The 26,450-nt window shown below is 62.7% G+C and carries 26 protein-coding genes and 1 tRNA gene; 9 read left to right on the plus strand and 18 right to left on the minus strand.

Going from position 1 to position 26,450, the window contains the following annotated elements; genetic code table 11:
• Window positions 1–15: 15 nt before the first annotated feature.
• Complete coding sequence (locus KTR60_RS18820) at window positions 16–951, minus strand: helix-turn-helix domain-containing protein (protein ID WP_047270168.1); 936 nt, start codon at window positions 949–951, stop codon at window positions 16–18.
• 116 nt (window positions 952–1,067) lie between these two features.
• Here KTR60_RS18820 and KTR60_RS18825 point away from each other — a divergent pair, with 116 nt between their 5' ends.
• Genes KTR60_RS18825 through KTR60_RS18835 form a run of 3 tightly spaced genes read left to right on the plus strand, consistent with a single transcriptional unit; the run spans window position 1,068 to window position 4,166 of the window.
• Complete coding sequence (locus KTR60_RS18825) at window positions 1,068–2,234, plus strand: hypothetical protein (protein ID WP_228401145.1); 1,167 nt, start codon at window positions 1,068–1,070, stop codon at window positions 2,232–2,234.
• A gap of 2 nt (window positions 2,235–2,236) precedes the next feature.
• Complete coding sequence (locus tag KTR60_RS18830; protein ID WP_007726165.1) at window positions 2,237–3,019, plus strand: SDR family oxidoreductase; 783 nt, start codon at window positions 2,237–2,239, stop codon at window positions 3,017–3,019.
• A gap of 7 nt (window positions 3,020–3,026) precedes the next feature.
• A complete protein-coding gene (locus KTR60_RS18835; protein ID WP_228401146.1) occupies window positions 3,027–4,166 on the plus strand; it encodes a sulfotransferase family protein in 1,140 nt (379 codons plus the stop codon).
• 73 nt (window positions 4,167–4,239) lie between these two features.
• On the opposite strand, the gene KTR60_RS18840 is transcribed toward KTR60_RS18835, so the two are convergent.
• Together KTR60_RS18840 and KTR60_RS18845 are read right to left on the minus strand one after the other, a co-directional pair.
• Window positions 4,240–5,085, minus strand: a complete 846-nt coding sequence (locus KTR60_RS18840; RefSeq protein WP_030537320.1) for an alpha/beta fold hydrolase — start codon at window positions 5,083–5,085, stop codon at window positions 4,240–4,242.
• A complete protein-coding gene (locus KTR60_RS18845; protein ID WP_116056454.1) occupies window positions 5,082–6,872 on the minus strand; it encodes an N-acyl-D-amino-acid deacylase family protein in 1,791 nt (596 codons plus the stop codon). Before KTR60_RS18845 ends, KTR60_RS18840 begins: the two co-directional genes overlap by 4 nt.
• A 97-nt stretch (window positions 6,873–6,969) precedes the next feature.
• Between KTR60_RS18845 and KTR60_RS18850 the strand changes: the two genes are divergently transcribed.
• Together KTR60_RS18850 and KTR60_RS29215 are read left to right on the plus strand one after the other, a co-directional pair.
• Entirely contained in the window at window positions 6,970–7,617 is a 648-nt protein-coding gene (locus KTR60_RS18850; RefSeq protein ID WP_003941289.1) for a TetR/AcrR family transcriptional regulator, read from the plus strand.
• 394 nt (window positions 7,618–8,011) lie between these two features.
• Window positions 8,012–8,137 carry a hypothetical protein gene (locus KTR60_RS29215; RefSeq protein ID WP_003941303.1) on the plus strand — a complete coding sequence of 42 codons (126 nt, stop codon included), beginning with the start codon at window positions 8,012–8,014 and terminating at the stop codon, window positions 8,135–8,137.
• An 82-nt stretch (window positions 8,138–8,219) separates the two neighbouring features.
• Here the strand turns inward: KTR60_RS29215 and dcm are convergent, their stop codons facing one another.
• Together dcm and KTR60_RS18860 are read right to left on the minus strand one after the other, a co-directional pair.
• Window positions 8,220–9,515: a DNA cytosine methyltransferase gene (dcm, locus tag KTR60_RS18855; RefSeq protein ID WP_228401147.1), complete on the minus strand. Its 1,296-nt coding sequence runs from the start codon at window positions 9,513–9,515 to the stop codon at window positions 8,220–8,222.
• A 159-nt stretch (window positions 9,516–9,674) separates the two neighbouring features.
• Window positions 9,675–9,745 (minus strand) — tRNA-Cys (locus KTR60_RS18860).
• 222 nt (window positions 9,746–9,967) lie between these two features.
• Here KTR60_RS18860 and KTR60_RS18865 point away from each other — a divergent pair.
• Entirely contained in the window at window positions 9,968–11,218 is a 1,251-nt protein-coding gene (locus KTR60_RS18865; RefSeq protein WP_228401148.1) for a multidrug effflux MFS transporter, read from the plus strand.
• On the opposite strand, the gene mraY is transcribed toward KTR60_RS18865, so the two are convergent.
• On the minus strand, window positions 11,215–12,291 hold the full coding sequence (mraY, locus tag KTR60_RS18870; protein WP_003941316.1) for a phospho-N-acetylmuramoyl-pentapeptide-transferase: 1,077 nt from the start codon (window positions 12,289–12,291) through the stop codon (window positions 11,215–11,217). The genes KTR60_RS18865 and mraY overlap by 4 nt on opposite strands.
• 85 nt (window positions 12,292–12,376) lie before the next feature.
• Here mraY and KTR60_RS18875 point away from each other — a divergent pair, with 85 nt between their 5' ends.
• On the plus strand, window positions 12,377–12,910 hold the full coding sequence (locus KTR60_RS18875; RefSeq protein WP_020970065.1) for a MarR family winged helix-turn-helix transcriptional regulator: 534 nt from the start codon (window positions 12,377–12,379) through the stop codon (window positions 12,908–12,910).
• A 93-nt stretch (window positions 12,911–13,003) separates the two neighbouring features.
• Here the strand turns inward: KTR60_RS18875 and KTR60_RS18880 are convergent, their stop codons facing one another.
• The 11 genes from KTR60_RS18880 to KTR60_RS18930 form a co-directional block, all read right to left on the minus strand.
• A complete protein-coding gene (locus KTR60_RS18880) occupies window positions 13,004–13,780 on the minus strand; it encodes an enoyl-CoA hydratase (protein ID WP_003941374.1) in 777 nt (258 codons plus the stop codon).
• The gene (gene mmsB / locus KTR60_RS18885) at window positions 13,780–14,673 is read right to left on the minus strand and encodes a 3-hydroxyisobutyrate dehydrogenase (RefSeq protein WP_003941308.1); all 894 of its coding nucleotides are present in this window, start codon (window positions 14,671–14,673) and stop codon (window positions 13,780–13,782) included. Before mmsB ends, KTR60_RS18880 begins: the two co-directional genes overlap by 1 nt.
• Before the next feature lie 23 nt (window positions 14,674–14,696).
• Complete coding sequence (locus KTR60_RS18890; protein ID WP_228401149.1) at window positions 14,697–15,755, minus strand: enoyl-CoA hydratase/isomerase family protein; 1,059 nt, start codon at window positions 15,753–15,755, stop codon at window positions 14,697–14,699.
• Window positions 15,752–16,912 carry an isobutyryl-CoA dehydrogenase gene (locus KTR60_RS18895; protein ID WP_007726145.1) on the minus strand — a complete coding sequence of 387 codons (1,161 nt, stop codon included), beginning with the start codon at window positions 16,910–16,912 and terminating at the stop codon, window positions 15,752–15,754. The genes KTR60_RS18890 and KTR60_RS18895 overlap by 4 nt, the downstream gene beginning before the upstream one ends.
• Window positions 16,913–16,925: 13 nt before the next feature.
• Window positions 16,926–18,443 carry a CoA-acylating methylmalonate-semialdehyde dehydrogenase gene (locus KTR60_RS18900; RefSeq protein WP_003941275.1) on the minus strand — a complete coding sequence of 506 codons (1,518 nt, stop codon included), beginning with the start codon at window positions 18,441–18,443 and terminating at the stop codon, window positions 16,926–16,928.
• A gap of 129 nt (window positions 18,444–18,572) precedes the next feature.
• Entirely contained in the window at window positions 18,573–19,295 is a 723-nt protein-coding gene (locus tag KTR60_RS18905) for a copper homeostasis protein CutC (protein WP_047270176.1), read from the minus strand.
• Between the two features lies 1 nt (window position 19,296).
• The gene (nagB, locus tag KTR60_RS18910; protein ID WP_007726140.1) at window positions 19,297–20,076 is read right to left on the minus strand and encodes a glucosamine-6-phosphate deaminase; all 780 of its coding nucleotides are present in this window, start codon (window positions 20,074–20,076) and stop codon (window positions 19,297–19,299) included.
• On the minus strand, window positions 20,064–21,305 hold the full coding sequence (locus KTR60_RS18915) for an N-acetylglucosamine-6-phosphate deacetylase (RefSeq protein WP_080712786.1): 1,242 nt from the start codon (window positions 21,303–21,305) through the stop codon (window positions 20,064–20,066). Before KTR60_RS18915 ends, nagB begins: the two co-directional genes overlap by 13 nt.
• Entirely contained in the window at window positions 21,302–22,975 is a 1,674-nt protein-coding gene (ptsP, locus tag KTR60_RS18920) for a phosphoenolpyruvate--protein phosphotransferase (RefSeq protein ID WP_030537313.1), read from the minus strand. Before ptsP ends, KTR60_RS18915 begins: the two co-directional genes overlap by 4 nt.
• On the minus strand, window positions 22,975–23,244 hold the full coding sequence (locus KTR60_RS18925) for an HPr family phosphocarrier protein (protein WP_003941322.1): 270 nt from the start codon (window positions 23,242–23,244) through the stop codon (window positions 22,975–22,977). The genes ptsP and KTR60_RS18925 overlap by 1 nt, the downstream gene beginning before the upstream one ends.
• A 2-nt stretch (window positions 23,245–23,246) precedes the next feature.
• Window positions 23,247–24,590, minus strand: a complete 1,344-nt coding sequence (locus KTR60_RS18930) for a PTS transporter subunit EIIC (RefSeq protein ID WP_003941307.1) — start codon at window positions 24,588–24,590, stop codon at window positions 23,247–23,249.
• A 327-nt stretch (window positions 24,591–24,917) separates the two neighbouring features.
• On the opposite strand from KTR60_RS18930, the gene KTR60_RS18935 reads away from it, so the two are divergent.
• A complete protein-coding gene (locus KTR60_RS18935) occupies window positions 24,918–25,148 on the plus strand; it encodes a glucose PTS transporter subunit EIIB (protein ID WP_003941324.1) in 231 nt (76 codons plus the stop codon).
• Complete coding sequence (locus KTR60_RS18940) at window positions 25,145–25,603, plus strand: PTS sugar transporter subunit IIA (protein ID WP_019749215.1); 459 nt, start codon at window positions 25,145–25,147, stop codon at window positions 25,601–25,603. Before KTR60_RS18935 ends, KTR60_RS18940 begins: the two co-directional genes overlap by 4 nt.
• A gap of 54 nt (window positions 25,604–25,657) precedes the next feature.
• Here KTR60_RS18940 and KTR60_RS18945 read toward each other — a convergent pair whose 3' ends face one another.
• On the minus strand, window positions 25,658–26,407 hold the full coding sequence (locus tag KTR60_RS18945; protein WP_007726130.1) for a GntR family transcriptional regulator: 750 nt from the start codon (window positions 26,405–26,407) through the stop codon (window positions 25,658–25,660).
• Window positions 26,408–26,450: the final 43 nt, after the last annotated feature.

The raw sequence follows: 26,450 nt of genomic DNA on the forward strand, positions 1-26,450 counted from the left end.
ACCGGCAATAAGACGTCACAGACCGCGAACCGGACTCCTGCCACCAACTTCCGCCGTCACCGCATCCGCCGCCGCAACCAGCACCGCGGCGCGGCGCTCGATCTCGGCGCCCGTGATCGCCCCACCCACATAAAGTGTCAGCACAAGGGCCTGATGCCCCTCGGCGTCGTAGGTCGGGGCCGCGATGAGACTGACGGGATGCTCGTCGTCAGAGCTGATGTCGCGCCCGAGATACACCCTCTCGCCCAGGCTCGACACCATCTCACCGAGCAGTTCACGCACCTCCGGCGGAAGATCGTGCGTCGCAACGCCCGCCATCAGCGTGTGCAGTCGCTGCCCGACGGGATCCAGACTCTCGACCAGATACCCCGCAGCCCGACACTCGCGGACCACGTTCCACAGACGCTCGCGATCCAAGCGCACCGGCAAGCTCGGCTCTTTGCTCAGCCAACTGTCCATGTCGTGATCCGAACCCCAGAGGACGTACATCAGCCCGACCGGCGGAGCGAACGGGTACACCTGACCGACCTTGGCAGCGCGACGCGCGCCGATCGGTCCGGTCACTTCGAGAACGCTGATCTGATCACCGATCACACCGGACGCCGTGCACGTCGTCCCGAACTCCGTGCTCACTTTCTCCAGATGGGTGCGGGCAATGGGTCCGACGGCAAATCCTCGCTGAGCTGCACGTCCGGCCGCGATCAAGGCCGGACCGAGCCCATAGGTCTTCGACACCTCGTCCCGAGTCAGGTATCCACGATCAGCCAGCGCCGTGAGGATTCCCAAGCAGGTGGGCTTGCTGATCTCGAGCGCGCGGGCCAGTTCCGACAGCCCGAACCGCTGATCAGGGCGGCCGACGAGGTAGTCGAGCACCTGAACCACCCGTTCGGTGGGAGGCGATTGTCTCCCCCTCGGGCGTCCCTCTTCAGGCGTCTTCTCCGGTCCACCCATTGACCACTCCCTAGAACGCGTTCTATTGTCGAAATACCCAACATCTACCAAATAGGTACATATTTGTACCACGACGCTCTGGACCGGCGACATAGTCGGAACTGTGAGGAGCCAGCGTGCTGACGGACCCGTTTGCCGAGGCGATCGCCGAAGCCGAGAAATTGATCGAGACTGCGCCGCACATCAGATCCGAACAGGATCTACTGGAGGGATACCAATATCTGGCCGGCGGAATCATCGCGACGACGCATGCCGCCTGGGCCGGCGAAAAGACCCATCCGAGTTTCATCCAGGGCACCGGACCATTCACCAAGATGGGCCTCGACAACCCCGACACTCTGTACTTCGGCGCCCGAATCAACGACGACAAGGAATACAAGGTCACCGGAAAGCGCGGCACCACAGCCGATCTCAGCTTCCAAGTGTTGAGTGGGAACTACACCAACTCGAACGTTCCCGGAAGCGAAATTGCCTTCGACGACCGCGAGCTGGAGATAGACGACGACAGCAACTTCGTCGCTTGGTTCGGCCCCGGCCCCGCCGACGGCCGAGCCAACTACTACACCCTGGCGCCCGGATCCTCGCAGCTGGTCGTTCGCGAGGTCTACAGCGACTGGAGTCAGCAGCGCGGCGTGATCCGCATCGAGCGCACCGATTCGATCGGGATCGCGCCGCCACCTCTCACCGCCGAAGAGACCGAGAAGCGTTACGCCCGGGCTGGGAAGGCACTGGTCACGCGGGTCAAGACGTGGCTCCAGTTCCCGGAGTGGTTCTACCTCAAGCTCGCGGTCAACACCATGACCGAACCACGCCTGACACCGGGCGGGCTGGCAACGCAGTACTCGTCGGTGGGACATTACGAACTCACCGACGAGCAGGCGATGATCATCACCGTTCCCGCCTCCGACGCACCGTATCTCGGCTTCCAACTGGGGAGCCTCTGGTACATCTCACTGGACTACGTCAATCATCAGACCTCCCTCAACAACGGCCAGGCACAGGTCGATCCGGACGGGATGGTCCGAATGGTGGTCAGCGAGAAGAACCCCGGTGTCACCAACTGGATCGAAACCGTCGGACATCCGCGCGGCATTCTGCAGTTCCGTTGGCAGCGCGTGTCCCGCGAGTTGACGCCGCAGGACGGTCCCACCGTCGACATCGTCGCCGTCGCAGATATTGCGAAGCACCTGCCGCATTTCGACACCAACGCCATCACCGCCGAGGACTGGGCAGCACGCATTGCCCAGCGCCAGGCCGCCATCGACAACCGAATGCTGGGGTAATCATGACCGCCTTGCTCGAAGACCGTGTAGTAGTCATCTCCGGAGTCGGCCCGGCACTCGGCCGCGCTCTGGCCCTTCGATGTGCGTCGGCCGGCGCGAGTCTTGTTCTCGCAGCACGTACGCAATCGCGACTCGACGACGTTGCGAAGGAAATAGTCGATGCCGGTGGGCGCGCCGTCACCGTTGCCACCGACATCACCGACCAGGCTTCCGCCGAGAATCTGGTGGCCGAGTCCATTGCCGCCTACGGCAAAGTGGACACTCTGATCAACAATGCATTCTCGATTCCGTCGATGAAACCGTTGGCTCGCACCGATTACCAGCACATCCGCGACAGCATCGAACTGACCGTTCTCGGGGCGTTGCGCCTGACTCAGCTGTTCACGCCGGCACTTGCCGAGTCGGACGGCTCCGTGGTGAACATCAATTCGATGGTGTTGCGGCATTCGCAAGAGCGTTACGGCAGCTACAAGATGGCGAAGTCGGCCCTGCTCGCCATGTCGCAGTCCCTGGCCACCGAACTCGGCCCGCAGGGAATTCGTGTCAATTCGATTGCACCCGGCTATATCTGGGGCGACACCCTCAAGGGATACTTCGCGCACCAGGCGGAGAAGTTCGGCATGACTGTCGAGCAGATCTACGAGCACACTGCGTCGAACACCGACCTCAAGCGCCTGCCGACGACGGATGAAGTATCCGATGCGGCGATCTTCCTGGCGTCCCCGATGGCCAGCGCGATCACCGGCCAATGCATCGACGTCAACTGCGGCGAATTCCATCACTAGGAGCACCATGACTGAACGCACTCACGTCGGCACCGTCGAGGATCTCCATGCCTCGGCGACGCGGATGACCGGCCTGACGGACTTCGGCGCCGACGATTACACCGAGGCTCTGTCGGTCCTCCTCGAGTCCTACGACCGCGACGAGGATCTGACGCCCTTCGGCAGCAAGATCTCTCGGGTATTCCTTCGCGGCGCCCTGGTGGCCCGTCTGCTCAGCGAATCGGCGTGGAAGGAGCATCCGGAACACGCCGACGTCAAGATCGAGCGGCCGATCTTCGTCACCGGATTGCCACGGACGGGCACCACTGCCTTACACCGCCTCCTCACGGTCGACCCGGCTCACCAGGGCCTCGAGATGTGGCTGACCGAGTTCCCTCAGCCTCGCCCGCCTCGCGATACGTGGGAATCGAACCCGGTCTTCGCCAAGATCGAGGAGACATTCGGTCAACACCACGTCGAGCATCCCGAATTCATGGGCGTGCACTACATGTCGGCCAGCGAAGTCGAAGAATGTTGGCAACTCTTGCGTCAGACGTTCAAGTCCGTGTCGTACGAGTGCCTGGCAAATCTACCCACGTACTCCGCATGGCTGAAGGACCAGGGGTGGTCGAACGCCTATGCACGACACAAGAAGAACCTGCAGCTGATCGGTCTGCCCGATCAGGATCGACGGTGGGTCCTCAAGAACCCGAGCCACCTGTTCGCGCTCGATGAATTGATGGAGGCGTACCCCGACGCGCTTGTCATCCAGACTCACCGCTCCCCTACGACGATCATTCCGTCGGTATGCAGCCTGGCCGCCCAGGCGACAGAGGGTTGGTCGAACACGTTCACCGACAAGGTGATCGGCGAAAGTCAGCTCGAATTGTGGGCCAGGGGGCTCGAGCAGTTCGACAGTGCACGCGCACACCACAATCCCGCGCAGTTCATCGACGTCGACTATCAGGACTTCGTCACCGATCCACTGGGAACCGTCGAGAACATCTACACGCATTTCGACATCCCGTTGACATCTACCGCTCAGCAGTCGATGGAGGCCATGCACGAGGAAAGCCGCTCGGGTGCTCGCAAACCGTCGCACAAGTACACGCTCGAGGAGTTCGGCCTGACGAAGGAGCAGGTGGAAGAGCGATTCGGAGCTCGCTGACCACGGTTGGTCGACGACCTTGCTGACGACTGAAGCCCCCGCCGAACGGCGGGGGCTTCGGTACGAAACTCGGTCAGCTGCTGAAATGCTCACCGAGCAACCGATCCAACTCCGTCGGCGCCTCGTCGGGGATCCAGTGGCTCACACCCCGGAGAACTTCGAACCGATACGGACCGTCGACAAACGCGGGGGTGAGCGCAGACCCTTTGGGTCCGATGGCGGCGTCGCCGTCACTCCAGACGTGCAGGGTCGGCACGGTGACCCTGGCAGTTGCGGGGTTCGGCTTGGTCATCCACATCGCGCGGTACCAGTTCAGACCGCCGCGTAGCCGACCGGGAGCCAGCATGGCGTTCAGATCGCGCCGCGCGTTCTCCGGCGTCTGCCCGCTCGAAATCAGGAACTTTTCACCCGCCGACGTGGAGGACAGAATCTTCTCGGGGACGAAGGGCAATTGGAACGCCCCCATGTACCACGACTTCAGTCCCTGTGTGCTGGTCACCATCGCCTTGATGAACGCCAGTGGGTGCGGAACCGACACCGCGGTAACGGTGTTGAGCAAATCCGGCCGCTCGGCAGCGACCTGCCATGCGACTGCGGCACCCCAGTCGTGGCCGACCAGGTGCACTTTGCCCACTGCGAGCGCGTCGATCAGTGCGACAGTGTCAGCGGCGAGTTCGGACCCGCGGTACGCCCAGCGCGCTTTCGGCCTGGCGCCGGGTGAGTACCCTCGCTGATCCGGCGCCACCGTGCGGAAGCCGCGGGTGTGCAGCAGCGGTGCGAGCTGATCCCACGAGCTCGAATCCTGCGGAAAACCGTGCAGGAGGACCACCACCGGACCGTCTGCCGGACCTTCGTCGCGTACGTCGAAGGTCAGCCCGGACCGGGAGTACGAGGTGAGGCGATCCGCCGGTGTAGTCATAGCGCCACGCTAGTCTTCGCGGCCCTGGTAACCGGAGCCTTTTCACCGGCACGCAGGAACTGACCTGTCTTTTCGATTCCGAATCCGGGGGCGAATTCGCCGTCGCGGTAGACGAGTCGGCCGTTGATCACCGTAGCGACCGCTGCGTCGTCGCTGCGGTTGACCATCCGGCTGATCCCGCCGTACTCGGGAACCTTTGCCTCGAACAACCCGTCCACCGACTCGTCGAGCCCGGCCGGGTCGATGACAACGAAGTCCGCGCGGTCACCCTGGCGTAGATGCCCGGCGTCGATGCCGTACCAGTCCGCCAGTTCGCCCGTCAGACGGTGGATTGCGCGCTCGATGGTGAGGAACGGCTTGCGGTCACTCTGAGCGTCCTTGACGCGCTTGAGGAGTCGCACCGGGTAGTTGTAGAACGCCATGTTGCGCAGATGCGCGCCGGCATCGCCGAAGCCCATCTGCACACCGGAACTCGCGGCGAGTTTCTTCGCGAACTTGGGCCGGTGATTGGCAATGGTGGTGCGCCAGCGAAGATCTCGCCCGTACTTCACCACCAGGTCGAGGTACGCGTCCACCGGGTGCACTCCGCGGATGTCACCGACCTGACCGAAGTTCTTGCCGATCAACGTCTCGTCCGGGCATCCCACGATGACCGCATCGTAGAAATTGCGATGCCAGATGCGGGGTGAGAACTTGTTGTCGTAGTCCTTACGGAATGCGCGACGGTACGACTCGTCCTGGAGCAGTTCGTTGCGCTCCACCTGGTCCTTGAGGTGCAAAGCGGCGGCGCCGGCACCGAACTCCTCGAACACGACCAGGTCGATTCCATCCGCGTAGACGGTGAAGGGAACCGGAAGGTGCTGCCACTTGAAATCGGTCTTCGCGAAGCGATTGAGCAGTGGGGCCGCAGCGAGCATGAAGTACACGATCACCGGGTAGGCCTTCGAATCCGCACCGGAGAGCAGCGACGTCTTGAGCGGCTTCTTGCGTCCGATCGCCGAGCTTTCGGCGAAGAACGCCGCGACGTTCGGATGCAGGTTGATGGTCGGAGCGCTCTGCAAGATCTTACCGCGATCGCGAAGGATGCGGTTGAGGAATCGGAACTCTTTCCACCGTGCATACGTAGACGGCAAAGAGCGAGAACGATATTCGTCGCCGTCGATCTTGTCGAGGGCATTGGTCATCGACGACAGGCCGAGCATCCCAGCGTCGATGGCATCCTCGAGCATCGAGCCCATCCGGCCGAGTTCCGAGCGAGTCGGCTTGACCTTCTTGTCGGTGCCGCGCCCCAGTCCGAGTACGTGCGTGCGGATGTCGGAATGACCGATGAAGGCCGCGACATTGGGTCCGAGGGGAAGGGCTTCGAGGGCGGCGGTGTACGCCGCGGGACCGGTCCAGGTCTTGTTCGCTTCGAGGATGCGCAGCACCGCGTCGTGGGGAACTGCTTCGACCCGGCTGAACAGATCCGCGATCTCGCGCGGCGTCGAATACACCGTCGACAGCGAGCAATTGCCGAGCACGACCGTCGTGACGCCGTGGCGAACCGATTCCGGAAGCCCTGGACTGACCAAGGCTTCGGCGTCGTAGTGCGTGTGGACGTCGACAAAGCCGGGGAGAACCCATTTGCCGGCCGCGTCGATCACTTCTGTGTCCGGCCCGATCTCGAGGCGCGTCGTGGACACCTCCGCGACCACGCCGTCTCGAATTCCGAGATTACGACGCAGACCTGGAGCCCCCGTCCCGTCGAACCACAACCCGTCGTTGACCACGATGTCGAAAGCAGACACTGTCGGACTCCTCGCCTCACGTATGTGTTACCTCACGTTATAGACAGCGTTGAGTAAAAGTCAATGAACCTTCCGAACCAATACATAAGATGACGGAATGGCTGCAGTCCCCCGCTCCCCCGAAGACCGTCAGAGGCAAATCCTCGAGGTGGCAGTACAGATGCTGCGGACCGAGCCTTTCGACCAACTGTCGATGGATCGCGTCGCAGCCGAGGCCGGTGTCTCGCCGCCACTGCTGTTCCACTACTTCAAGAACAAGAAGGGTTTCCAGAACGCCATCCTCGAGGCCGCCTCGGCCGATCTCGAAGATCGAATGCGACCGGATCCCGAGCTACCCATCACGTCCCAGCTGCGCTCAGGTATCGAGACATTCGTCGACGCCGTTATCGAGCACCCCACCATTTACCTCGCCGTGATGCGTATGGCCGGCAGTGGCGACGTTCGAATGCGCACGATCTACCGAGGCATGCGCCGCACTTTCACCACGTGGATCGTCGCTGCGCTGACGAATCTAGGCATCGAATCGAATGCGACCGTGGAGGCGACAATCGCCGGGTGGCAGGCATTCATGGAGGAAATCGTCGTCAACTGGATCGACGAGCCGACGCTCGAGCGAGGCGAAATGGTCGACCTCTGCGAACGAATCTTCTACCACTGCCTACCGGCAGCGGGCATCAGCGTGGAGCAAATAGTGGCAGCCACCGTTGTCGCGACGGCCAGTGAGTCCGGCGCAACACAACTGTGATCTTCGTGCCGGGGTTTCACAGGTGGTCACGATTGGGTATCTTGCTTGCAGTGGCACTGGACCACGACCCCAACACATGAAGGATCCAACATGGAGTCTGTCGAAAACGTATTGCCCGAGGGTGTCAAGCTCGAAGACGTCTTGAGTGTCCTCAAGGTCGCAGTTGCGGGCATCGGCCTCATCAGCGCACTTTCGGCATTCAGCTGATCGCAAAGCGTCATCGACAGGCCGGACTTCGGGGAGTCCGGCCTGTTTTTTGTTTACGTTCCTGAACAATCCGTGAACTTTTCAGCAACTTCAGCGCAAAGCGGTCATTTCGACCCAAACAAGCGTCCAGTTTGCTAACTTGTGTCTGCGACACAAGGTCGTACAGAAACACCACGCAGACACAACCTTGTACATACACACCTGTACATACGACACGGAGGACCGAAACATGGGTTCCATCAACACCCTCAGCGCCGTCATCGACATCATCAAGGTCGTCCAGCCGTTGATCGCCAAGCTCAACCTCAGCTGAATCACTTGCACCACACCCCTGCCAGGGCGTAACTCGAAATGGGGCCGACAATGTCGGCCCCATTTTCCGTAGGTGCTCTATCTCAGCCGAGTGCCTTCTTGATCTCTCCTGCCAGCGCCGAGGCCAGTTGCGGCGGCACCGCATTGCCGATCATCGTGCGCACCGCTCCCCACTTGCCCTCGAAGACGTAGTCGTCGGGAAAGGTCTGGAGGCGAGCAGCTTCTCGAACGGTCAACGATCGCGTGTGTTTCGGATGCACGTTGCGTGAAGCCGAGATCATCCCGAAAGTGGTTCCGACCGTGGACGCCGGCTCGTCCCACCGCAATCGCTTGTACGTCGTGTTGTATCCGGACGACGGTCGCATGGCCGGATCTTCGTTGTCGTGAGCCGACATTCCCTCCGGCACATCGCGCAGCCACCGCAAGACGTGCTCGGGATGTTCGACGGCCCAGTGCAGCGGGTCCGTCTCGCAGGCCTGCCCGGATTCCAGCGGGGCCAGGTCGACGGTGGCGTCGCGGAAAGTCCTCAGCGGTGCAACATCATTCACGCCGTGAGTCTTCGGCGGGAAACGCAGCGGCCCGATACCACTGTCGCGGCAGGTCGCCACGATGAACACTCGTTCCCGGAACTGCGGGACGCCGTAATCCTGCGCATTGACCGTGTTGACCGACGCGTCGTAACCGCATGCAGCCATCTCGCCGAGAATCCGGTCGACGACCATCCCACCGTCCGGGTCTTTCATGCTCAGCAGCAGCCGAACATTTTCCATCACCACGACCTTCGGCCTCACCAGATCGGCGAGCTCGAGTAGGTTCCGGAAGAGATGGTTACGCGGATCGTCGCGGTCTCGCCGTCCGGCGAGACTGAAACCCTGACACGGCGGTCCCCCGGCCAACACATCGATATTCACCTGTGCCAGAAGATCTTTCACCCGGGCTTCGTCGATCGCCCGGATGTCCTCACCGAGGCACTTCGCGCCGGGGAAGTTCCGATCGAAGGTCGCGCGCGCCTCCGGCACGACTTCGATGTATCCCTCCACCGAAAACCCCGCCATCCGAAAGCCTTCGGCCATACCGCCACAACCGGAGAACGCCGTCAATACGGTGGGGCCACCGTTTCCTGCCCCCGCGACCGCACGCCTGGCCACCGAGGCGGGGTCGTTGACCGGTGTCGCTCGACGCGCACGGGTACTACCGCTCGATCGCTTCCGGGGGGCCGCGTACGTGCCCTCACGCTTGGCCGCTTCCAGCGCGGAGAGGGCCGTGAGAACTGCTCGTTCCGCCGGTGGCTTCGGATACGCCTTGTCGAGTTCCCACGCGGAGACGACGGCTGACGAGACTCCCGCCTGGCGGGCGAACTGGAACTGACTGATCCCCACGTGCAAGCGCCGCGATCGCAGGTCCTGTCCCGAAATCAATTCAGTGCCTCACTCATGTGGTCCGCTCGCTCCGGCAGCCCAGACTATCGCAGCCGACCCCGCGAACCGGGACCACACAAGAGAGACCGGCAGGCGATATGCCTGCCGGTCTCCGACACGAGCGGATGACGGGACTCGAACCCGTGTGAACGGCTTTGCAGGCCGGTGCCTAGCCACTCAGCCACACCCGCGTCAGTGAGTAACTCTGCCCTGAGTGACGATCTCGAACCACAGTTCCGCTCAGCATGATTCGAGTGCATTCTCACCAAGCGTTCCAGTCTCTGGGAAAAGTGCGGGCCCTTCGGGAACAAATCGGTCAGTCTCGATGCTGACTCCCTCGGTGGGCGCAGGTCATACGAATTTCGCCCGAACGACCGAGCAGTTCGCCAGACCCAGACAACCCAGAAGGTTTCATGAGTGCCGAGAACACCGCCATCGCCCCGCCCGTGAAGGCAGCCCCGCTGGAAACGAGCAGTATCGACCGTAAGCCGAGCGTCGGGAAGATTCTTGCCCTCGGTTCCATGACGGCGCTCGGGCCCTTCACCATCGACATGTACTTGCCCGCGCTGCCGGATATCGGTGCCGATCTCGGAGTCTCGTCGTCAACGGTTCAGCTGACGATCACCGGAACCCTCATCGGCCTCGCACTCGGACAGCTGTTGGTCGGGCCGCTTTCGGACACTCTCGGCCGCAAGAAGCCGCTGCTCGCCGGGATCGGTGTGCACATCCTGGCTTCGCTGCTGGCGGTCTTCGCACCGAGCATCGCTGTCCTCGGCATCCTGCGGGTTTTCCAGGGCATGGGCGCGGCGGCCGCGGCAGTGGTCACCATGGCGATCGTCCGCGACCTCTACAGCGGTAACACCGTTGCCGTCGTGATGAGCCGGCTGATGCTCGTGCTCGGCGTTGCGCCGATCCTGGCGCCCAGCATCGGTGGCGCCCTCCTCGTCGCCCTCGACTGGCGCGGGATCTTCGTCGTACTGGCACTGATCGGCGTCGGCACAACGATGATCGGTGCGTTCGGACTGTCCGAAACATTGCCGAAGGAAAAGCGTCGCCCGAGCGGATTGACGTCGGTTCTCCGTACCTACGGTTCGCTGCTCGGCGACCGCACGTTCATGGTCCTCACGCTCGTCTCCAGCGTCGGCATGGCGTCGTTGTTCGCGTATGTCTCCGGCGCGTCGTTTGTCTATCAGGATCAGTACGGCCTCAATCAGCAGGAGTTCGCACTGCTCTTCAGTGCGGGCGCGATTGCGTTGATCGGCGCTTCGCAGGTAAACGTCCGACTGCTCGACCGGTGGACTCCTCAGCAGATCACCAAGTGGGCCCTCGTGGCTGCCGTTGTCTCCGGGGCCGTCGTCATTGCTGTCGCGGTCCTGGAACTGGGCGGGCTCGCTGGATTCGTGATCGCACTGTGGGTCATGGCCGGCGCCATCGGGTTCGTTCTGCCCAACGCCCCGGCACTGGCGCTCGCTCGTCACGGCGAAGCGGCCGGTACTGCCGCCGCAATGCTCGGTGCATTCCAGTTCGGCGTCGGTGCGGCCATCGCGCCGGCCGTCGGCCTACTGGGAAACACGAGCACAGCCCTGGCCGTCACGATGACGGCGTGTGTGTCGCTCGGTCTGATCGCTCTTCTGGCTACGACCCGAAAGAGTGAATCGGTCTAACCGGCAGCGGAGAACCACTCGCTGTAGAAGGTGGCAAGTCCCAGGACGCACGAGATCGCGACGAAGATCCAGAATCTTGCGATCACGACGGTTTCCGGCCAACCGAGTAACTCGAAGTGATGATGGATCGGGGCCATCTTGAATACGCGTCGACCGGACGATCGGAAGACCAGAACCTGGATGATCACCGACAGGATCTCAGCGACGAACAGGGCGCCGATGATGACCATCAGCAGCTCGGTGTGCGTCGTGACGGACAGGCCGACAACCAGGCCGCCGAGTGCCAAGGAGCCGGTGTCGCCCATGAAGATCTGAGCCGGGGCGGCATTCCACCAGAGGAAGCCGAGGCACGCCCCGCCTGCTGCGGCAGCGACGATCGCTAGATCGAGAGGGTCACGAACGTCGTAGCAACCGGCGGCAGGCTCGAGGACACACGAGTTCCGGTACTGCCAACCGGCGATGACGACGTAGGTCCCCAGGATCATGCCCATCGAACCGGCCGCGAGACCGTCGAGGCCGTCGGTGAAATTGACGGCGTTGGACCAGGCGAACACCAGAATGCAGAAGAAGACCACAAAGCCGATGGCACCCATGGAGAACACCGAGATGTCACGAACATGGGACAGGTACTGGCTTCCGGGAGTGACTCCGTTGTTGTTGGAGAACTGCAGGAACAAAATGCCGAAGATGATGGCACTCGCCAGCTGACCGACGGTCTTCGCTGTCTTGTTGAGCCCGAGATTGCGCTTCTTACGGATCTTGATGAAGTCGTCGAGAAAGCCGACGATTCCCAGTGACGTGGCGAGCGCGAGAACCAGCCAACCGGATGCAGACAGCCGCGGTAGCCGCGAGCCGAATCCGATGATGTGTGCCGCCAGGTAGCCCGCCCACATGCCGGCGATGATCGCGATCCCGCCCATCGACGGGGTGCCACGCTTGCCCTGATGACTCTGCGGACCCTCGATCCGAATCTCGTGCCCGAGCCCCTGCCGCGAAAGCACACGAATGAGAAACGGAGTCAGGAAGAGCGCGACGAACAACGAGACGCCACCCGCTACGAGGATTGAAATCACCCGTGGGACTCTACAGACGTAAGCGGCTGCGACACACAATCAGACAAGGCACCCGACCGCTTGCCAGCATGGGATGATCGAACTTATGTCTCCCCCCGCGCCGCTCCCCCTCGACCCCATCGAAGAGGCGCATCGTCAGTGGACGAAGCACGGTTGGAGCGATGTCGCCGACGGTATGGCTGCGGTCACGTCGGTGATGCGTGCGCAGCAGATCATGATGGCGCGGGTCGAAGAGGTACTCAAGCCTCTCGGGCTGACCTTCGCCCGCTACGAACTGCTGACGCTTCTCACCTTCACCAGGTCGGGCGCACTCCCGATGGCCAAGGCAAGTGCCCGACTCCAGGTTCACCCCACCAGCGTCACCAATGCCGTCGACCGTTTGGAGAAAGCGGAGTTGGTCAGGCGGGTCCCGCATCCCAGCGATCGCCGTGCAACGCTCATCGAGATCTCGGACGCCGGTCGCGCACTGGCCCTCGAAGCCACCGAAATGCTCAACAGCAAGGTGTTCGCTCACCCCGGACTCCAGCAGGACAAGCTCGAGCAATTGGTGACGATCCTCACTGAACTTCGCAAGACTGCGGGTGACTTCGACACCGGCGGCGCACCGACCAAGTGGTGAACCGACCACCCGTACACACAAAGAAACTGCCCTCACACTCTCGACGAGTGTGAGGGCAGTTTCAGCGCTGTTGAAATTCGGCGCTGTTGAAATTCAGCGATGCTTGAATTCTGCCGACCGCTTCTCCACGAACGCGGTCATGCCTTCCTTCTGATCCTCCGTCGCGAAGGTCGAGTGGAACACCCGACGCTCGAAGCGGACGCCCTCGGCGAGGGTGGTCTCGAAGGACCGGTTGACTGCTTCCTTGGCCATCATCGCAATCGGCAGCGACATCTCGGCGATGGTGGTTGCGGTCTTCAGGGCATCGTCGAGCAGATCGGCGGCCGGAACGATCCGGGCAACCAGGCCTGCACGTTCGGCTTCTTCTGCGTCCATGTTGCGACCGGTGAGGCACAGCTCCATGGCCTTGGCCTTGCCCACGGCGCGCGTAAGGCGCTGCGAGCCACCGATACCCGGAATGACACCGAGCTTGATCTCGGGCTGGCCGAACTTCGCGGTATCCGAAGCGATGATGAAATCGCAGAGCATCGCAAGCTCGCAGCCACCACCGAGCGCGTATCCGGAGACGGCGGCGATCAGCGGCTTACGAGCTGCTGCGACGCGGTCCCACGGGGTGAAGAAATCCTCGACGTATGCGTCCATGTACGTCTTGGACTGCATTTCCTTGATGTCGGCACCGGCGGCGAAGGCGCGCTCGGAACCGGTGATCAGGATGGCTCCGATGCCGTTGTCCGCTTCGAGGTCGGCAACCGCGGCGACGACCTCGTTCATCAGCTCGGAGTTCAGCGCGTTGAGAGCCTTCGGGCGGTTGAGCGTGATGACGCCGACGCGACCCTTACGCTCGAGGATGATGGTGTTGAAGTCGGTCACTACTGTCCTTCGGTCGAACGGTCACGGATGTCGTTGATGATGGCAGAGAAGTCCTGACCGCCACCGCCCGCGGCATGGAAGCGACTGTAGAGTTCGGCGGCCTTGAGTCCGATCTCCGCATCGACGCCGTTGTTGCGCAGCGCATTTGCTGCCAGACCGAGGTCCTTGTCCATCAGTGCAACAGCAAAGCCAGGCTGGTAGTCGTTGTTGGCCGGGCTGGTGGGCACAGGTCCCGGTACCGGGCAGTTGGTGGTCAGTGCCCAGCACTGTCCCGAGGCGTTGGACGCCACGTCGAAGAGCGCCTGGTTGCTCAGTCCGAGCTTTTCGCCCAACACGAACGCCTCGCTGATCGCGATCATCGAAATGCCGAGGATCATGTTGTTGCAGATCTTGGCTGCCTGGCCGACACCGGCGTCGCCGCAGTGAACGACCTTGCGGCCCATCACGTCCAGCAACGGTGACGCGGCTTGGAAGTCAGCCTCGGAACCGCCGACCATGAATGCCAGCGTGCCTGCGGTAGCCCCGACGACTCCACCGGAGACCGGAGCGTCGACGCTGCGGTGACCGGCCGCTTCGGCCTTGTCGTGTGCCTCGCGGGCGTCGGCGACGTCGATGGTGGAACAGTCGATGAACAGCGTGCCCGGTGTTGCCACCGGCAGCAGCTCTTCGTACAGACCCAGAACGTGCTTACCGCTCGGCAGCATCGTGATCACGACGTCGGCACCGCGAACGGCGTCGACCGCCGAATCCGCTACCGATGCACCGTCTTTGACTGCCTGCTCCAGCGCCGCAGGTGCCAGGTCGAAACCGACGACCTTGTGTCCGGCCTTGACGAGATTGGCCGCCATCGGGCCACCCATGTGACCGAGTCCGATAAATCCAATGGTGCTCATTAGTGATGCTCCTTCGGCGGTGATCAGTTGCCTTGCGGTTGAGGGGCGAGTCCGAGCTCGTTGTCGCCCAACGGGGCGAAGTAGGCGTCGACGGATTCTGCCGTGACGTCGTCGAGAGTTGCCGGCAACCACTTCGGGTTTCGGTCCTTCTCCACGACCTGGGCGCGAATGCCCTCGACCAGATCGTGTGAGGCGAGCGCAGCGGTCGAGACCCGGAACTCCTCGTTGAGGACTTCTTCCAAGCTTGCTGCTTCCTTGGCATGTCGAAGGGATCGCAGGGTCACCGACAGTGCAATCGGGGACTTGCCGAGAATCTGCTCCGCTGCCTTCTCCGCTTCGGGGATTCCACTCGCTCGAAGACGCTCGACGATCGTGGATACGTCGTCGGCCGAGTACGCGGCGTCGATCCAGCTCTGCTGGGCCAACAGTTCCGACACCGGAGCCGGCTCCGCGTACTGCGCCACGGCGTCGGCAACCGAAGACGACGCGAGTGCGACGATGAACGTCTCGATGTTCTCCGACGGGATGAAGTGGTCAGCGAAACCTGCTGCGATGGCATCGCCGGCGCTCAGTCGCGCCGTGGTGAGCGCGATGTGCGTCCCGAGTTCACCGGGAGCACGCGAGAGCAGGTAAGTTCCGCCCACGTCTGGAATGAAACCGATTCCGGTCTCGGGCATTCCGATCATCGAGCGCTCGGTCACGATGCGAATGTCGCCGTGTGCGGACACTCCGACGCCACCGCCCATGACGATCCCGTCCATGATCGCGACGTACGGCTTCGGGTAGTTCGCGATCTCGGAGTTGAGGATGTACTCCTCACGCCAGAAGTCGAGCGAACCGGTCTTGCCGTCCTTGGCGTCATGGTAGATCGAGACGATGTCGCCGCCGGCGCACAGACCACGCTCGCCGGCGCCCGTGAGTACGACTGCCTTGACGTCCTCGTCGGACTTCCATTCCTCGAGGGCCTTGGCCATCGCCTTGACCATCGAGTGGTTGAGGGCGTTGATCGCCTTGGGACGGTTGAGAGTGATGAGCCCCAGTCCGTCACGCTTTTCGATCAATACCTCGAGCTCGTCGCTCATGCTGCTCCCTGCTTTCCCTGACCTGATGCGACCACGCTGCGGGCGATGACCACCCTCATGATCTCGTTGCTGCCTTCGAGGATCTGATGAACCCGAAGATCGCGGACGATCTTCTCGATCCCGTACTCAGCAAGATAGCCGTACCCGCCGTGAAGCTGGAGGGCCTTGTTGGCTACGTCGAATCCGGTGTCGGTGGCAAAGCGCTTGGCCATCGCACACAACTCCACGACGTCGGACGCTCCGTCTTCGAGTGCGGCAGCGGCGCGCCACAGCAACGTCCTGGCCGCTTCGAGTTCGGTACGCATGTCGGCGAGCTGGAACTGCAGGGCCTGCGACTCGATCAGTGCCGAACCGAAAGCTTTGCGGTCCACCAGATATGCGACTGCCTTCTCGAGCGCTGCCTGGGCCCCACCAACCGAGCAGGCGGCGATGTTCAGCCGGCCGCCGTTGAGACCCTTCATGGCGATGCGGAAGCCGCTGCCCTCTTCACCGAGCATGTTGGCGGCAGGGACTCGCACGTCTTCGAAGATCACCTGACGGGTGGGCTGCGCGTTCCAGCCCATCTTGACCTCGTTGGCACCGAAGGACAGTCCGGGCGAATCCTTGGGCACGATGAACGCCGAGATCCCCTTGGCGCCGGCAGATCCGGTGCGCGCCATCACGACGTACACGTCGGAAGTGCCTGCGCCGGAGATGAACTGCTTGACGCCGTTGAGGATGTAGTCGTCACCGTCGCGAACGGCCTTGGTGCTCAAGCCCGCAGCATCGGAGCCAGCGCCGGGTTCGGTGAGGCAGTAGCTGCCCAGTTGATCCATCGAGCAGAGTCCGGGAACCCACTTGTGGCGCTGTTCGTCGTTGCCGAACTGGTCGATCATCCACGTGACCATGTTGTGGATGGAGATGTACGCGGCGATCGACGGATCGCCCTTGGCCAGCTCTTCGAAGATCCGTGCAGCGTCGACGCGGCTCAGCTCACTGCCACCCACGTCTTCACGAATGTAGATACCGCCCATCCCCAGGGACGCCGCCTTACGGAGGACGTCCACCGGGAAATGCTTGGTCTGATCCCACTCCACTGCGTTGGGCGCCAGATGCTCGGCCGCGAAGTCGCGGGCAGTGTCACGAATCGCCCGCTCGTCATCGGTCAGAGTAAACATGGAAGTGTTCCGATCAGTTCATCGTGGGGATGACGAAGTGGTTGGTCTCTTCCTTCTTGCCGGAAGGCCAGCGCTGCGTCACGGTCTTGGTCTTGGTGTAGAAGCGGAAGGAGTCGGGACCGTGCTGGTTCAGGTCACCGAATCCGGAGCGCTTCCAGCCACCGAAGGTGTGGTACGCGATCGGGACCGGGATCGGCACGTTCACGCCGACCATGCCGACGTTGACGCGAGCGGTGAAGTCACGCGCGGTGTCGCCGTCGCGGGTGAAGATGGAGACGCCGTTGCCGTACTCGTGTTCGGTCGGAAGACGCAGTGCCTCTTCGTAATCGGCAGCGCGGACCACCTGAAGGACGGGTCCGAAGATCTCTTCCTTGTAGATGCGCATGTCCGAGGTGACGTTGTCGAACAGGGTTGCGCCGGCGAAGAATCCACCTTCGTGGCCTTCGAGGGTGAAGCCGCGGCCGTCGACGACTGCCGTTGCGCCCTCGTCGATGCCGATCTGCACGTAGTTGTTGACGCGGTCGAGGGCATCCTGGCAAACGAGCGGTCCGAAATCGACACCTTCGTCGTCACTGCGACCGATCTTGAGCTTCGCGACGCGCTCCTTCAGCTTCGCGACAAGAGCGTCCGCAGTCTCCTCGCCGACGGGAACGGCAACCGAGATGGCCATGCAACGCTCGCCGGCGCTGCCGTAGCCCGCACCGATCAGGGCGTCGGCAACCTCGTCGAGGTCGGCGTCCGGCATGACGATCGCGTGGTTCTTGGCGCCACCGAAGCACTGTGCGCGCTTGCCGTGAGCTGCGGCCGTCTCGTAGATGTACTGAGCGATCGGCGTGGAGCCGACGAAGCCGACGGCCTTGATGCGATCGTCGGTGAGCAGAACGTCGACAACTTCCTTGTCACCGTTGACCACGTTGAACACACCCGCGGGCAGTCCCGCTTCGAGGAACAACTCGGCCAGGCGCAGCGGCACGGAGGGGTCGCGCTCGGAGGGCTTGAGGATGAAGGCGTTACCGGCGGCGAGGGCGGGGCCGGCCTTCCACAGCGGGATCATCGCGGGGAAGTTGAAGGGCGTGATGCCTGCGACGACGCCGAGCGGCTGACGCATGGAGTACACGTCGATGCCGGTGCCGGCACTCTCGGTGAATTCACCCTTGAGCAGGTGCGGAGCGCCGACGGCGAACTCGATGACCTCGAGGCCACGCTGGATGTCACCCTTGGCATCGGCGACGGTCTTGCCGTGCTCGGACGAGAGGAGGCGGGCCAGAGAATCCATCTCGGCCTGAGCGAGCTGCAGGAACTTCATCAGCACGCGGGCGCGCTTCTGCGGGTTGAACGCTGCCCACACCTGCTGCGCCTCTTCGGCATTGGCGATGATGGCTTCGGTCTCAGCCTTGCTCGCGAGGGGGACGCGGGCCTGCACCTTGCCGGTGTTGGGATCGAACACGTCCGCAAATCGATCAGATGTCCCGGGAACACGCTTGCCACCGACGAAGTGCGTCAACTCGTGAACCGTCGCATTTTCAACCATTGTGCTAACCCGTTCCTTGCTCGTATGGACCGCCCAGGAGGCAGCAGTGAATATGTCTACCATCCTATAGTTGGATGTCCATGTATGTCTAGAGCCCAAGGGCTGTGCGCCTTTATTAACCGCGGGGGGTTAATAAAGGCGCACAGCGCGGAGCGCGGCTGCCGCTTCCTGCGCGACTACTGCATCGGTGACGTCGTATCCGTCCGATCCCCCACCAGGTCCGCCGGAAACTGCGACAACCTTGCGTGCCGAGAGATGCACCGCATCGACGCCGACGGCGGCGATTGCCGGGATCTCGTCGACGGTTATTCCGCCACCGGCCATGATCTGGATCCGGCCCGCGGCATGTTCGACCATTCGACCGATCTCGTCGAGTCCCTCGTTGCAAGTGTCCGCACCCCCGGACGTCAGCACGCGGGTCACGCCCAGGTCGATCAGTTCGTCCAGCGCAGTCAGACGGTCGGTCACCACGTCCATCGCACGATGTACTGTCACCTCGACTCTCGCCCGGTCCACGCATCCGATGATGCGGCGCAGCACGACGGTGTCGATCGAATTGTCTTCTGTCAGCGCGCCGATCACGATGCCGGAAGCTCCACCGGCCACAGCAGCATGTACGTCGTGCTCCATCACCCACACTTCGTCGGGTGAGAACACAAAACCTCCGGCGCGCGGACGGATCAGCGGGTGAACCGCGATCCCCACTTCCGACACAGCCTCGATCACTCCGATGCTGGGCGTCAATCCCCCCGTCGGGCCGAGTGCCGCACACAACTCGACTCGAGTCGCTCCCACCGAACGCGCGATCCTCGCCCCCCGCACGTCCTGCACAGCCAGCTCCAGAACCGTCATGTCAGAAGGACTGCCACGACGGCTTGTGTTCGAGCGCATACCGGTAGTAGTCGGCAAGTTTGAGTGAACTGGCCGCAGCTTCGTCGATGACGACGGTGACATGGCGATGCAATTGCATCACCGAAGCCGGGCAGAAAGCAGACAACGGACCTTCGACGGCAGCGGCGATCGCGTCAGCCTTGCCTTCTCCGGTCGCGATCATCACCAGATGCCTTGCATCGCTGATGGTTCCGAGCCCCTGGGTGAGCACGTGATGTGGGACGTCGTCCACACCGTCGAAGAAGCGTGCGTTGTCGATCCGGGTCTGCTCGGTCAGCGTCTTCACGCGGGTTCTCGAGGTCAACGACGATCCGGGCTCGTTGAAGCCGATGTGGCCGTCGGTACCGATGCCGAGCAACTGCACGTCCACTCCCCCGGCCGCCGCGATGCTCTGGTCGTACCGGGCGATCTCCTGCTCCGGGCACGGCGCTTCACCGTTGGGACTGGACACCATCGCGGGATCCAGGTTGACGTGATCGACGAACTCCGACCGAATCACCGAGTAGTACGACTGCGGATGGCGTTTCGGCAATCCCAGGTACTCGTCGAGCAGGAATGCCCGAGCCAGCGAGAAGTCGAGTTCGGCGTCGCGATGCCTCGCTGCCAGTTCACGATAGGTTCCGATCGGCGACGACCCCGTTGCGAGACCGAGCGTCGTCGCCCCGGCTCTGACGTAGCCTTCGACGATGTCCGCGACGGTCGAGTCGACCTCCGCGGGTGTCGGCTGAATTACGATTTCCATGATTTTTCCTTTCCGGCGACTTTTCCGCCGAGTAGTACACGCCCCAGGCGCAAGTGACGATCGGTGATCAGGATGTCGGCTCGGCAGCCCACGGCTAGCGATCCGATCAGGTCGCCAAGTCCCAGCAGACGCGCTGGGCTCCGAGTTGCCGCTGCCACAGCGTCTTCCAGCGCGACGCCGCCGTCGAAGACAGTGCTGCGAAGCACGTCGAGCAATCTTGCAGTCCCTCCGGCGATGGCACCGGAACTGCCGTCGGTGGTCGCGAGTCTTGCCACTCCGTCGGCAACCGTGACGTCGAGCGCACCGAGTTGGTAGTCGCCGTCGTCCATTCCCGCCGCGGCCATCGAATCACTGACCAAGGCGATCTGGTCCGGTCCGACAGCGTCGAAGACCATCGACACGGTCTCGGGCGCAAGATGCACACCGTCTGCGATCAGTTCCACCACCATCTCGCCTCTCGCGGCAGCCGCCAGGCACGCCGCGACGGGACCCGGAGATCGATGGTGCAGGGGCGGCATCCCGTTGAAGAGGTGGGTCGCGCTGATCTGTCCGGCCCAATCCCCCTGCACCGCAGCATCGATCCGCGCCGACGTCGTTGCCGCGTCGGCATCGGTGTGACCGAAACTCGGCACGATGTTGCGATGACGCATGATCGCGAGCAACTCTTCGAAATTCTCGGTCTCGGGCGCCAAGGTCATGGACCGCACGGTCCCCCGCGCAGCGTCACACACGGCTTCGAGCAGATCCGGATCACCGGGAATGATCGCTGCCGGATCCTGGGCACCGCAGCGGACGCCGTTGATGAACGGCCCCTCGAGGTGGATACCCAGAAGTTCTCCGCGTTCGACCAGATCGGCGAGCATCGTTGCTTGTCGCACCAGATCTGCGCGCGGTGCGGAGACCAGGCTGGCCAGCATTCCGGTCGTGCCGTGCTCACAATGATGCGCCGCCGCGCGGCTCGCTCCATCGGCGTCGGTGTTCGGGAAACCAGCACCCGCGGCGCCGTGGCTGTGGACATCGATCAGGCCGGGCATGATCACCGCGTCGGTGCGTTCCGGAATGACGACGACGGGTGTGGACGCCACATAGTCCGCAGCCGAGCCGACCCAACTGATCTTTTCGCCGTCCACGACGACGACTCCGTCGTGAATCTTCCCGGCCGGAGATCCGATCACAGTTCCCCGCAATACGATCGGATCGCCGACAGTAGCCGAGCCTGATGTACTCATGCCGACTCGCGAATCCGCGCGACGGCCGCTCTACCCTCGATCGGATTTCGCGCGCCCCGCGCCGCCGCGGCCATGTCCTTGCACACCGCCAGATCGAGAGAGGCCAGTTGCGCGCGAACTGCGCCCAATGCCGGGACCGACATCGACAGACTCGTCACGCCCAAACCGACCAGAACCGGAGCCAACAGCGGGTCCGACGCGGATTCTCCGCACACACCAACAGGTTTTCCGGCATCGGCGCCCGCCTGACCGACCATCGCGATCAGATCGAGGACCGCCGGCTGCCACGGATCGAGCAGTTGCGCCAGGCCTCCGGCCATACGATCCACGGCGCAGGTGTACTGGCTCAGATCATTGGTACCGATACTGACAAAATCGAGGTGCTCGAGGATATCCTTCGCCCGCAACGCTGCAGCTGGAACCTCGATCATTGCTCCGACCTTGCCGATCCCCCGCGAACGCGCAAGTTCTGCAAAGTCTTTCGCCTCGTCGGCCGTAGCTACCATCGGCGCCATGACCCACAGATCGGCGCCCGTCGCATTGCCTGCCGCCGCGAGGGCGTCGAGCTGGCTGATGAGTGTGTCGGGATAAACCGTGCCGACACGGAGCCCGCGGATACCAAGGGCCGGATTCTCCTCGACCCCGAGATCGAGAAACGGCAACGGCTTGTCCGAACCCGAATCGAGAGTGCGGACCACCACCTTCTGTCCGGCGAAGTGCCCGAGCACCGACGCGTACGTCTGTGCTTGCTCCTCCACCGACGGTGCGTCGTGACGCCCGAGATACGAGAATTCGGTACGAAACAGTCCGACGCCCTCGCAATCCGCCGCTCCGGCCCGCGCGGCGTCCTCGAGGGTTCCGATGTTGGCCGACAACCTCACCGCGAACCCGTCACGCGTGCGTCCTGGACCCTGTGCCGAAGCCGACTGCTCTGCCACGAACGATGCTTCGAGGACTGCGCGCTCGCGCGTTTCTGCCGAGGGATCGATGGTGACCGTCCCGGTGGTGCCGTCGAGGATGAGAAGTTTCCCCTCCGCCAGCAGATCGGTTCCCGAGCAGTTGACCACGGCCGGGATTCCGAGCGACTTCGCCAAGATAGCCGTATGGCTGGTCGGACCTCCTTCGGCAGTCAACAATCCGACCACGTCACTGGTGCCCAGCGTCGCCGTATCCGCCGGAGCGAGGTCGCGCGCCACCAGTATGTACGGGTAACCGGGAGTGGGGATTCCGGGCATCGGCTCCCCTCGAAGAACGGCCACGGCTCGCTGCCCGAGATCGCGCAGATCGGTTGCCCGTTCGGCCATGTACCCGCCGAGCGCCGTGAGCTTTTCACAGAAGGCGTCGAAGGCGACTGCGACGGCGTGTGCGGTCGGCAGCCCCGATTCCAGGTTCGCCTTGGCCGCCTTCACGATGCCCGCGTCGCGCGCCATCGCAGCCGACATCGTCAGGATCTCCGCGGAGACGCCCTCGACTGTCTTTGCACGCGAGAGCAGTTCCTCCGCGACGGCGTCCAGTGCCTCACGGATCCTGATCAGCTCCGCCTCGGGACTGCCCGTGATCGGGTCCGCCGCCGAGGTCGGCTCAGGCGTGGAGAATCGCAACCACGGCGCGCAGACCGAACCCGCGCTCACTCCGATACCCGCGATGCGGTTGTCCACACTCGCCGTCATCAGGCTTCGTCCAGTTCGGATGCGAGAAGCTCTGCGAGCGAACCGACCGCAGCGTCGGCGCCGTCACCGTCAGCACGCAAGGTCACCGAATCCCCGAATGCTGCACCGAGAGTCATGACAGACAACATGCTGGAGGCATCGACGGGTTCGCCGTCGCCGAGCGCGATGGTGACGTCTACCGGTAGATCGGCTGCGGCGCGCGCGAAGAGCGCTGCGGGTCGTGCGTGGAGTCCGACGCGGGATCCGATTGTCGTGGTTGCGATCGCCATGTTCAGCGTCCTTCCAGTTCCTTGTCGAGCTTGTTTTCCAGTTCGGCGACGAGCGGGGCGTCGGTGCGGCTGTCACCTTCGGCAGCCAGTGCCAGTTCGGCTTCGAGCAGCGCTGGGTCGGGCTCACCTGCAGCCACCTCGACCTCTTCTTCTCGTCCTGGCGTGCGCAGATTCCACTTCTTGATGACGAAGCTGAAAAGGAAGTAGTAGATCACGGCGTAGCCGAGTCCGATCGGGATCAACATCCATGCGTTGGTTGCCTTGCCGAAGTTCAACACGTAGTCGAAGAAGCCTGCGGAGAACGTGAATCCGTCGTGAATCCCGAGCGCATTGACCAAGGCCATCGACGTTCCGGTCAGGAGCGAGTGGATGACGTACAGGGGCCACGCGACGAACATGAAGGAGAATTCGAGCGGCTCGGTGATACCGGTGAGGAATGCGGTCAGGCCGGTGGAGAGCATGATGCCGCCGACGAGCTTCTTCTGAGAAGGCTTGGCGTTACGCCAGATTGCGAAGGCTGCAGCGGGGAGGGCGAACATCATGATCGGGAAGAAGCCGGTCATGAACGTACCGGCGGAGGGGTCGCCGGCGAAGAACCGGTTGAGGTCACCGCGAACGATTTGACCGCTCGCGTCCTGGTAGTCGCCGATCAGGAACCACACGGCGGAGTTCAAGATGTGGTGCAGGCCCGTGGGGATCAGGAGGCGGTTCGCTGCGCCGTAAATGCCGCCGCCCACAACAGTATTGGAAGCAACTGCTTCACCGACCCAGTTGAGGCCGGAGTTGAACAAGGGGTACACGAATGCCATCAGGACACCGACCACAAGACCGGTGATCGCTGTCAGGATGGGAACGAGCCTGCGCCCGTTGAAGAACCCGAGATAATCGGGAAGCTTCGTTCGATAGAACCGCTGCCACAAGATCGCCGACAGCAAGCCCATCACGATACCGGCGAGCACACCGTAGTTGATCAGGGATTGATCCCCGTTCGGGTCCGTCTTCCCTTCGAGGACGATCGGCGACATCGCCTTGAACACGCCGTCGATCACCATGTAGCCGACGACGGCTGCCAAGGCAGTCGATCCGTCGGCCTTCTTGGCCCAGCCGATCGCGATACCGACGGCGAAGATCAGCGGCAGCCACGTGAAGACTGCTTGTCCTGCCGCAGAGATCACTGCAGCAGCACTGTGCATCGAACTGAATCGCCCGAGCAGGTCGTCCTGGCCGAGGCGGAGCAAGATTCCCGCAGCCGGCAGAACGGCGATCGGAAGCATCAAGCTTCGGCCGAGGCGTTGAACCCCGGCGAACACTTTCGATTCCTTCTTCGGGGTGTCTTCGAGAGTCATCAAGGACCTTCTTCGTTCGCCGGGCCGCGTCGCGATCGGCCGCTGGTTCTGGAAATTCGGGTGTCGTACACGTGCAGGTTTCGTGAAAATGCAGGTCACGGTTCTTGCTCGGAAGTGAGGCCGAAACCGTTTTGTCGAAACTGTTGTGGAGCCGGACTTCCAACGGGTACTGTCCGGTCATAACCAGTTGTAGTTTTACCTGGTGGAGGCGAGTTGTCAACACCCAAATGTGACATACGTAACCGGGATAGCCTTGACCAGCAACTAGTCAGCCCACCTGCACGACCGTTCAACGATCACGACCAACCCGACAATCAGGAGCAGCAAATGTCGAAAGCGGAAGCAATCATCAAGGGCCTCGGCGGCGCAGAGAACATCGTCGAGATCGAGGCTTGCATCACCCGCCTGCGTACCGAGGTCAAGGACGGAGCGAAGGTGAACGAGTCCGCTCTCAAGGCTGCCGGCGCACACGGCGTACTCAAGGCCGGAACGGTTGTCCAGGTCATCGTCGGGCCCGAGGCCGACACCCTTGCCGAGGACATCGAGGACATCCTGTGACGGTCGTCCTCGCCCCGCTCCCCGGTCGGGTCGTCGCACTCGCTGACGTACCGGACCCGGTGTTCGCTCAGCAGATGGTCGGCTCGGGCGTCGCGATCGAACCCGCTCGCGGTCAGGGCCCACTCACGGTCGTGGCGCCGATCAGCGGAAAGATCCTGAAACTTCACCCCCACGCGTTCGTGATCTTCGGCGAGAAAGCCACCGGCGTGCTGGTCCATATCGGCATCGACACGGTCAAGCTCGAAGGCGACGGATTCACCCTCATCGCCGCCGAGGGTGACACCGTCGATGCGGGTGATCCCATTGTCAGCTTCGATCCAGCGCACATCGACACGACCGGTTACTCGGCGATCTGCCCGGTAGTCGTGATGGATTCCAAACCGGACACCGTCGAATCCCCTTCCGTCGGTGGGGACGTCGCCACTGGCGACACTCTGTTCGACTGGTCGGCGTAACGCAAAGGGCGAGCACACCGGAAGGTGTGCTCGCCCTTTCGCTTCGAACGATGACTATTGGTCGCCGCGCGTTTTGGGCCGCGCTTGGCCCTGGACTTCCATCTGCAACTGGTAGCGGTCGGATCGGTACCAACTGCGAGTGTGCTCGACCGGTGCGATCTCGCTGAACGACACTCGATCGAAGTACAGAACCGGAGCGCCCTTACGAGTGCCCAGGAGAGTCGCGATCTCCGTACTGGCACCATCGGCACTGACTGTCTGCTCTGCCCGATCGATCGGCTTGTCGTACTTGTCGGCGGTTGCCCGATAGATCGAACCGGTCAAGTCCATGTCGAGTAAACCCGGCAACAGTTCGGGATTGAACCAGCCGTCGTCCACGCTCACCGGCTCGCCGTCGGCAAGGCGCAAGCGCTTGACGTGGTAACCGTCGGAACCCGGTCGCATATTCAGTGCGGCAGCAGTGTTTTCGGGGACCGGCCCCTGTTCGCTGACCAGGACCACTGTCGTGGGGTGATGCCCCTGGGCGCGCATTTCCTCGGTGAAGGATGCAAGGTGCAGCTTGGATTGGACAGCACGGTGCGCAACGAAGGTTCCCTTGCCACGCACGCGAACGAGGTGTCCGTCATTGACCAGTTGCCCGATTGCCTCGCGAACGGTGATCCGACTGACGCCGTAGTCCTGCATCAGGTTTCGCTCGCTGGTCATCAAGTCGCCAGGCTGGAGTTCTTGGGTGCACTTGCGCAGGAGAATGGTGCGCAACTGTTCGTGTTTGGGTATTGCGCTGTCGCGCAAATGAACGGGCATCACAGCGACTGTCCCTCCGAGAAATGAATAGTCGTCTATTCGC

Source organism: Rhodococcus sp. C1 (assembly GCF_020809065.1).
In the GTDB taxonomy this organism is placed as follows: domain Bacteria; phylum Actinomycetota; class Actinomycetes; order Mycobacteriales; family Mycobacteriaceae; genus Rhodococcus_F; species Rhodococcus_F qingshengii.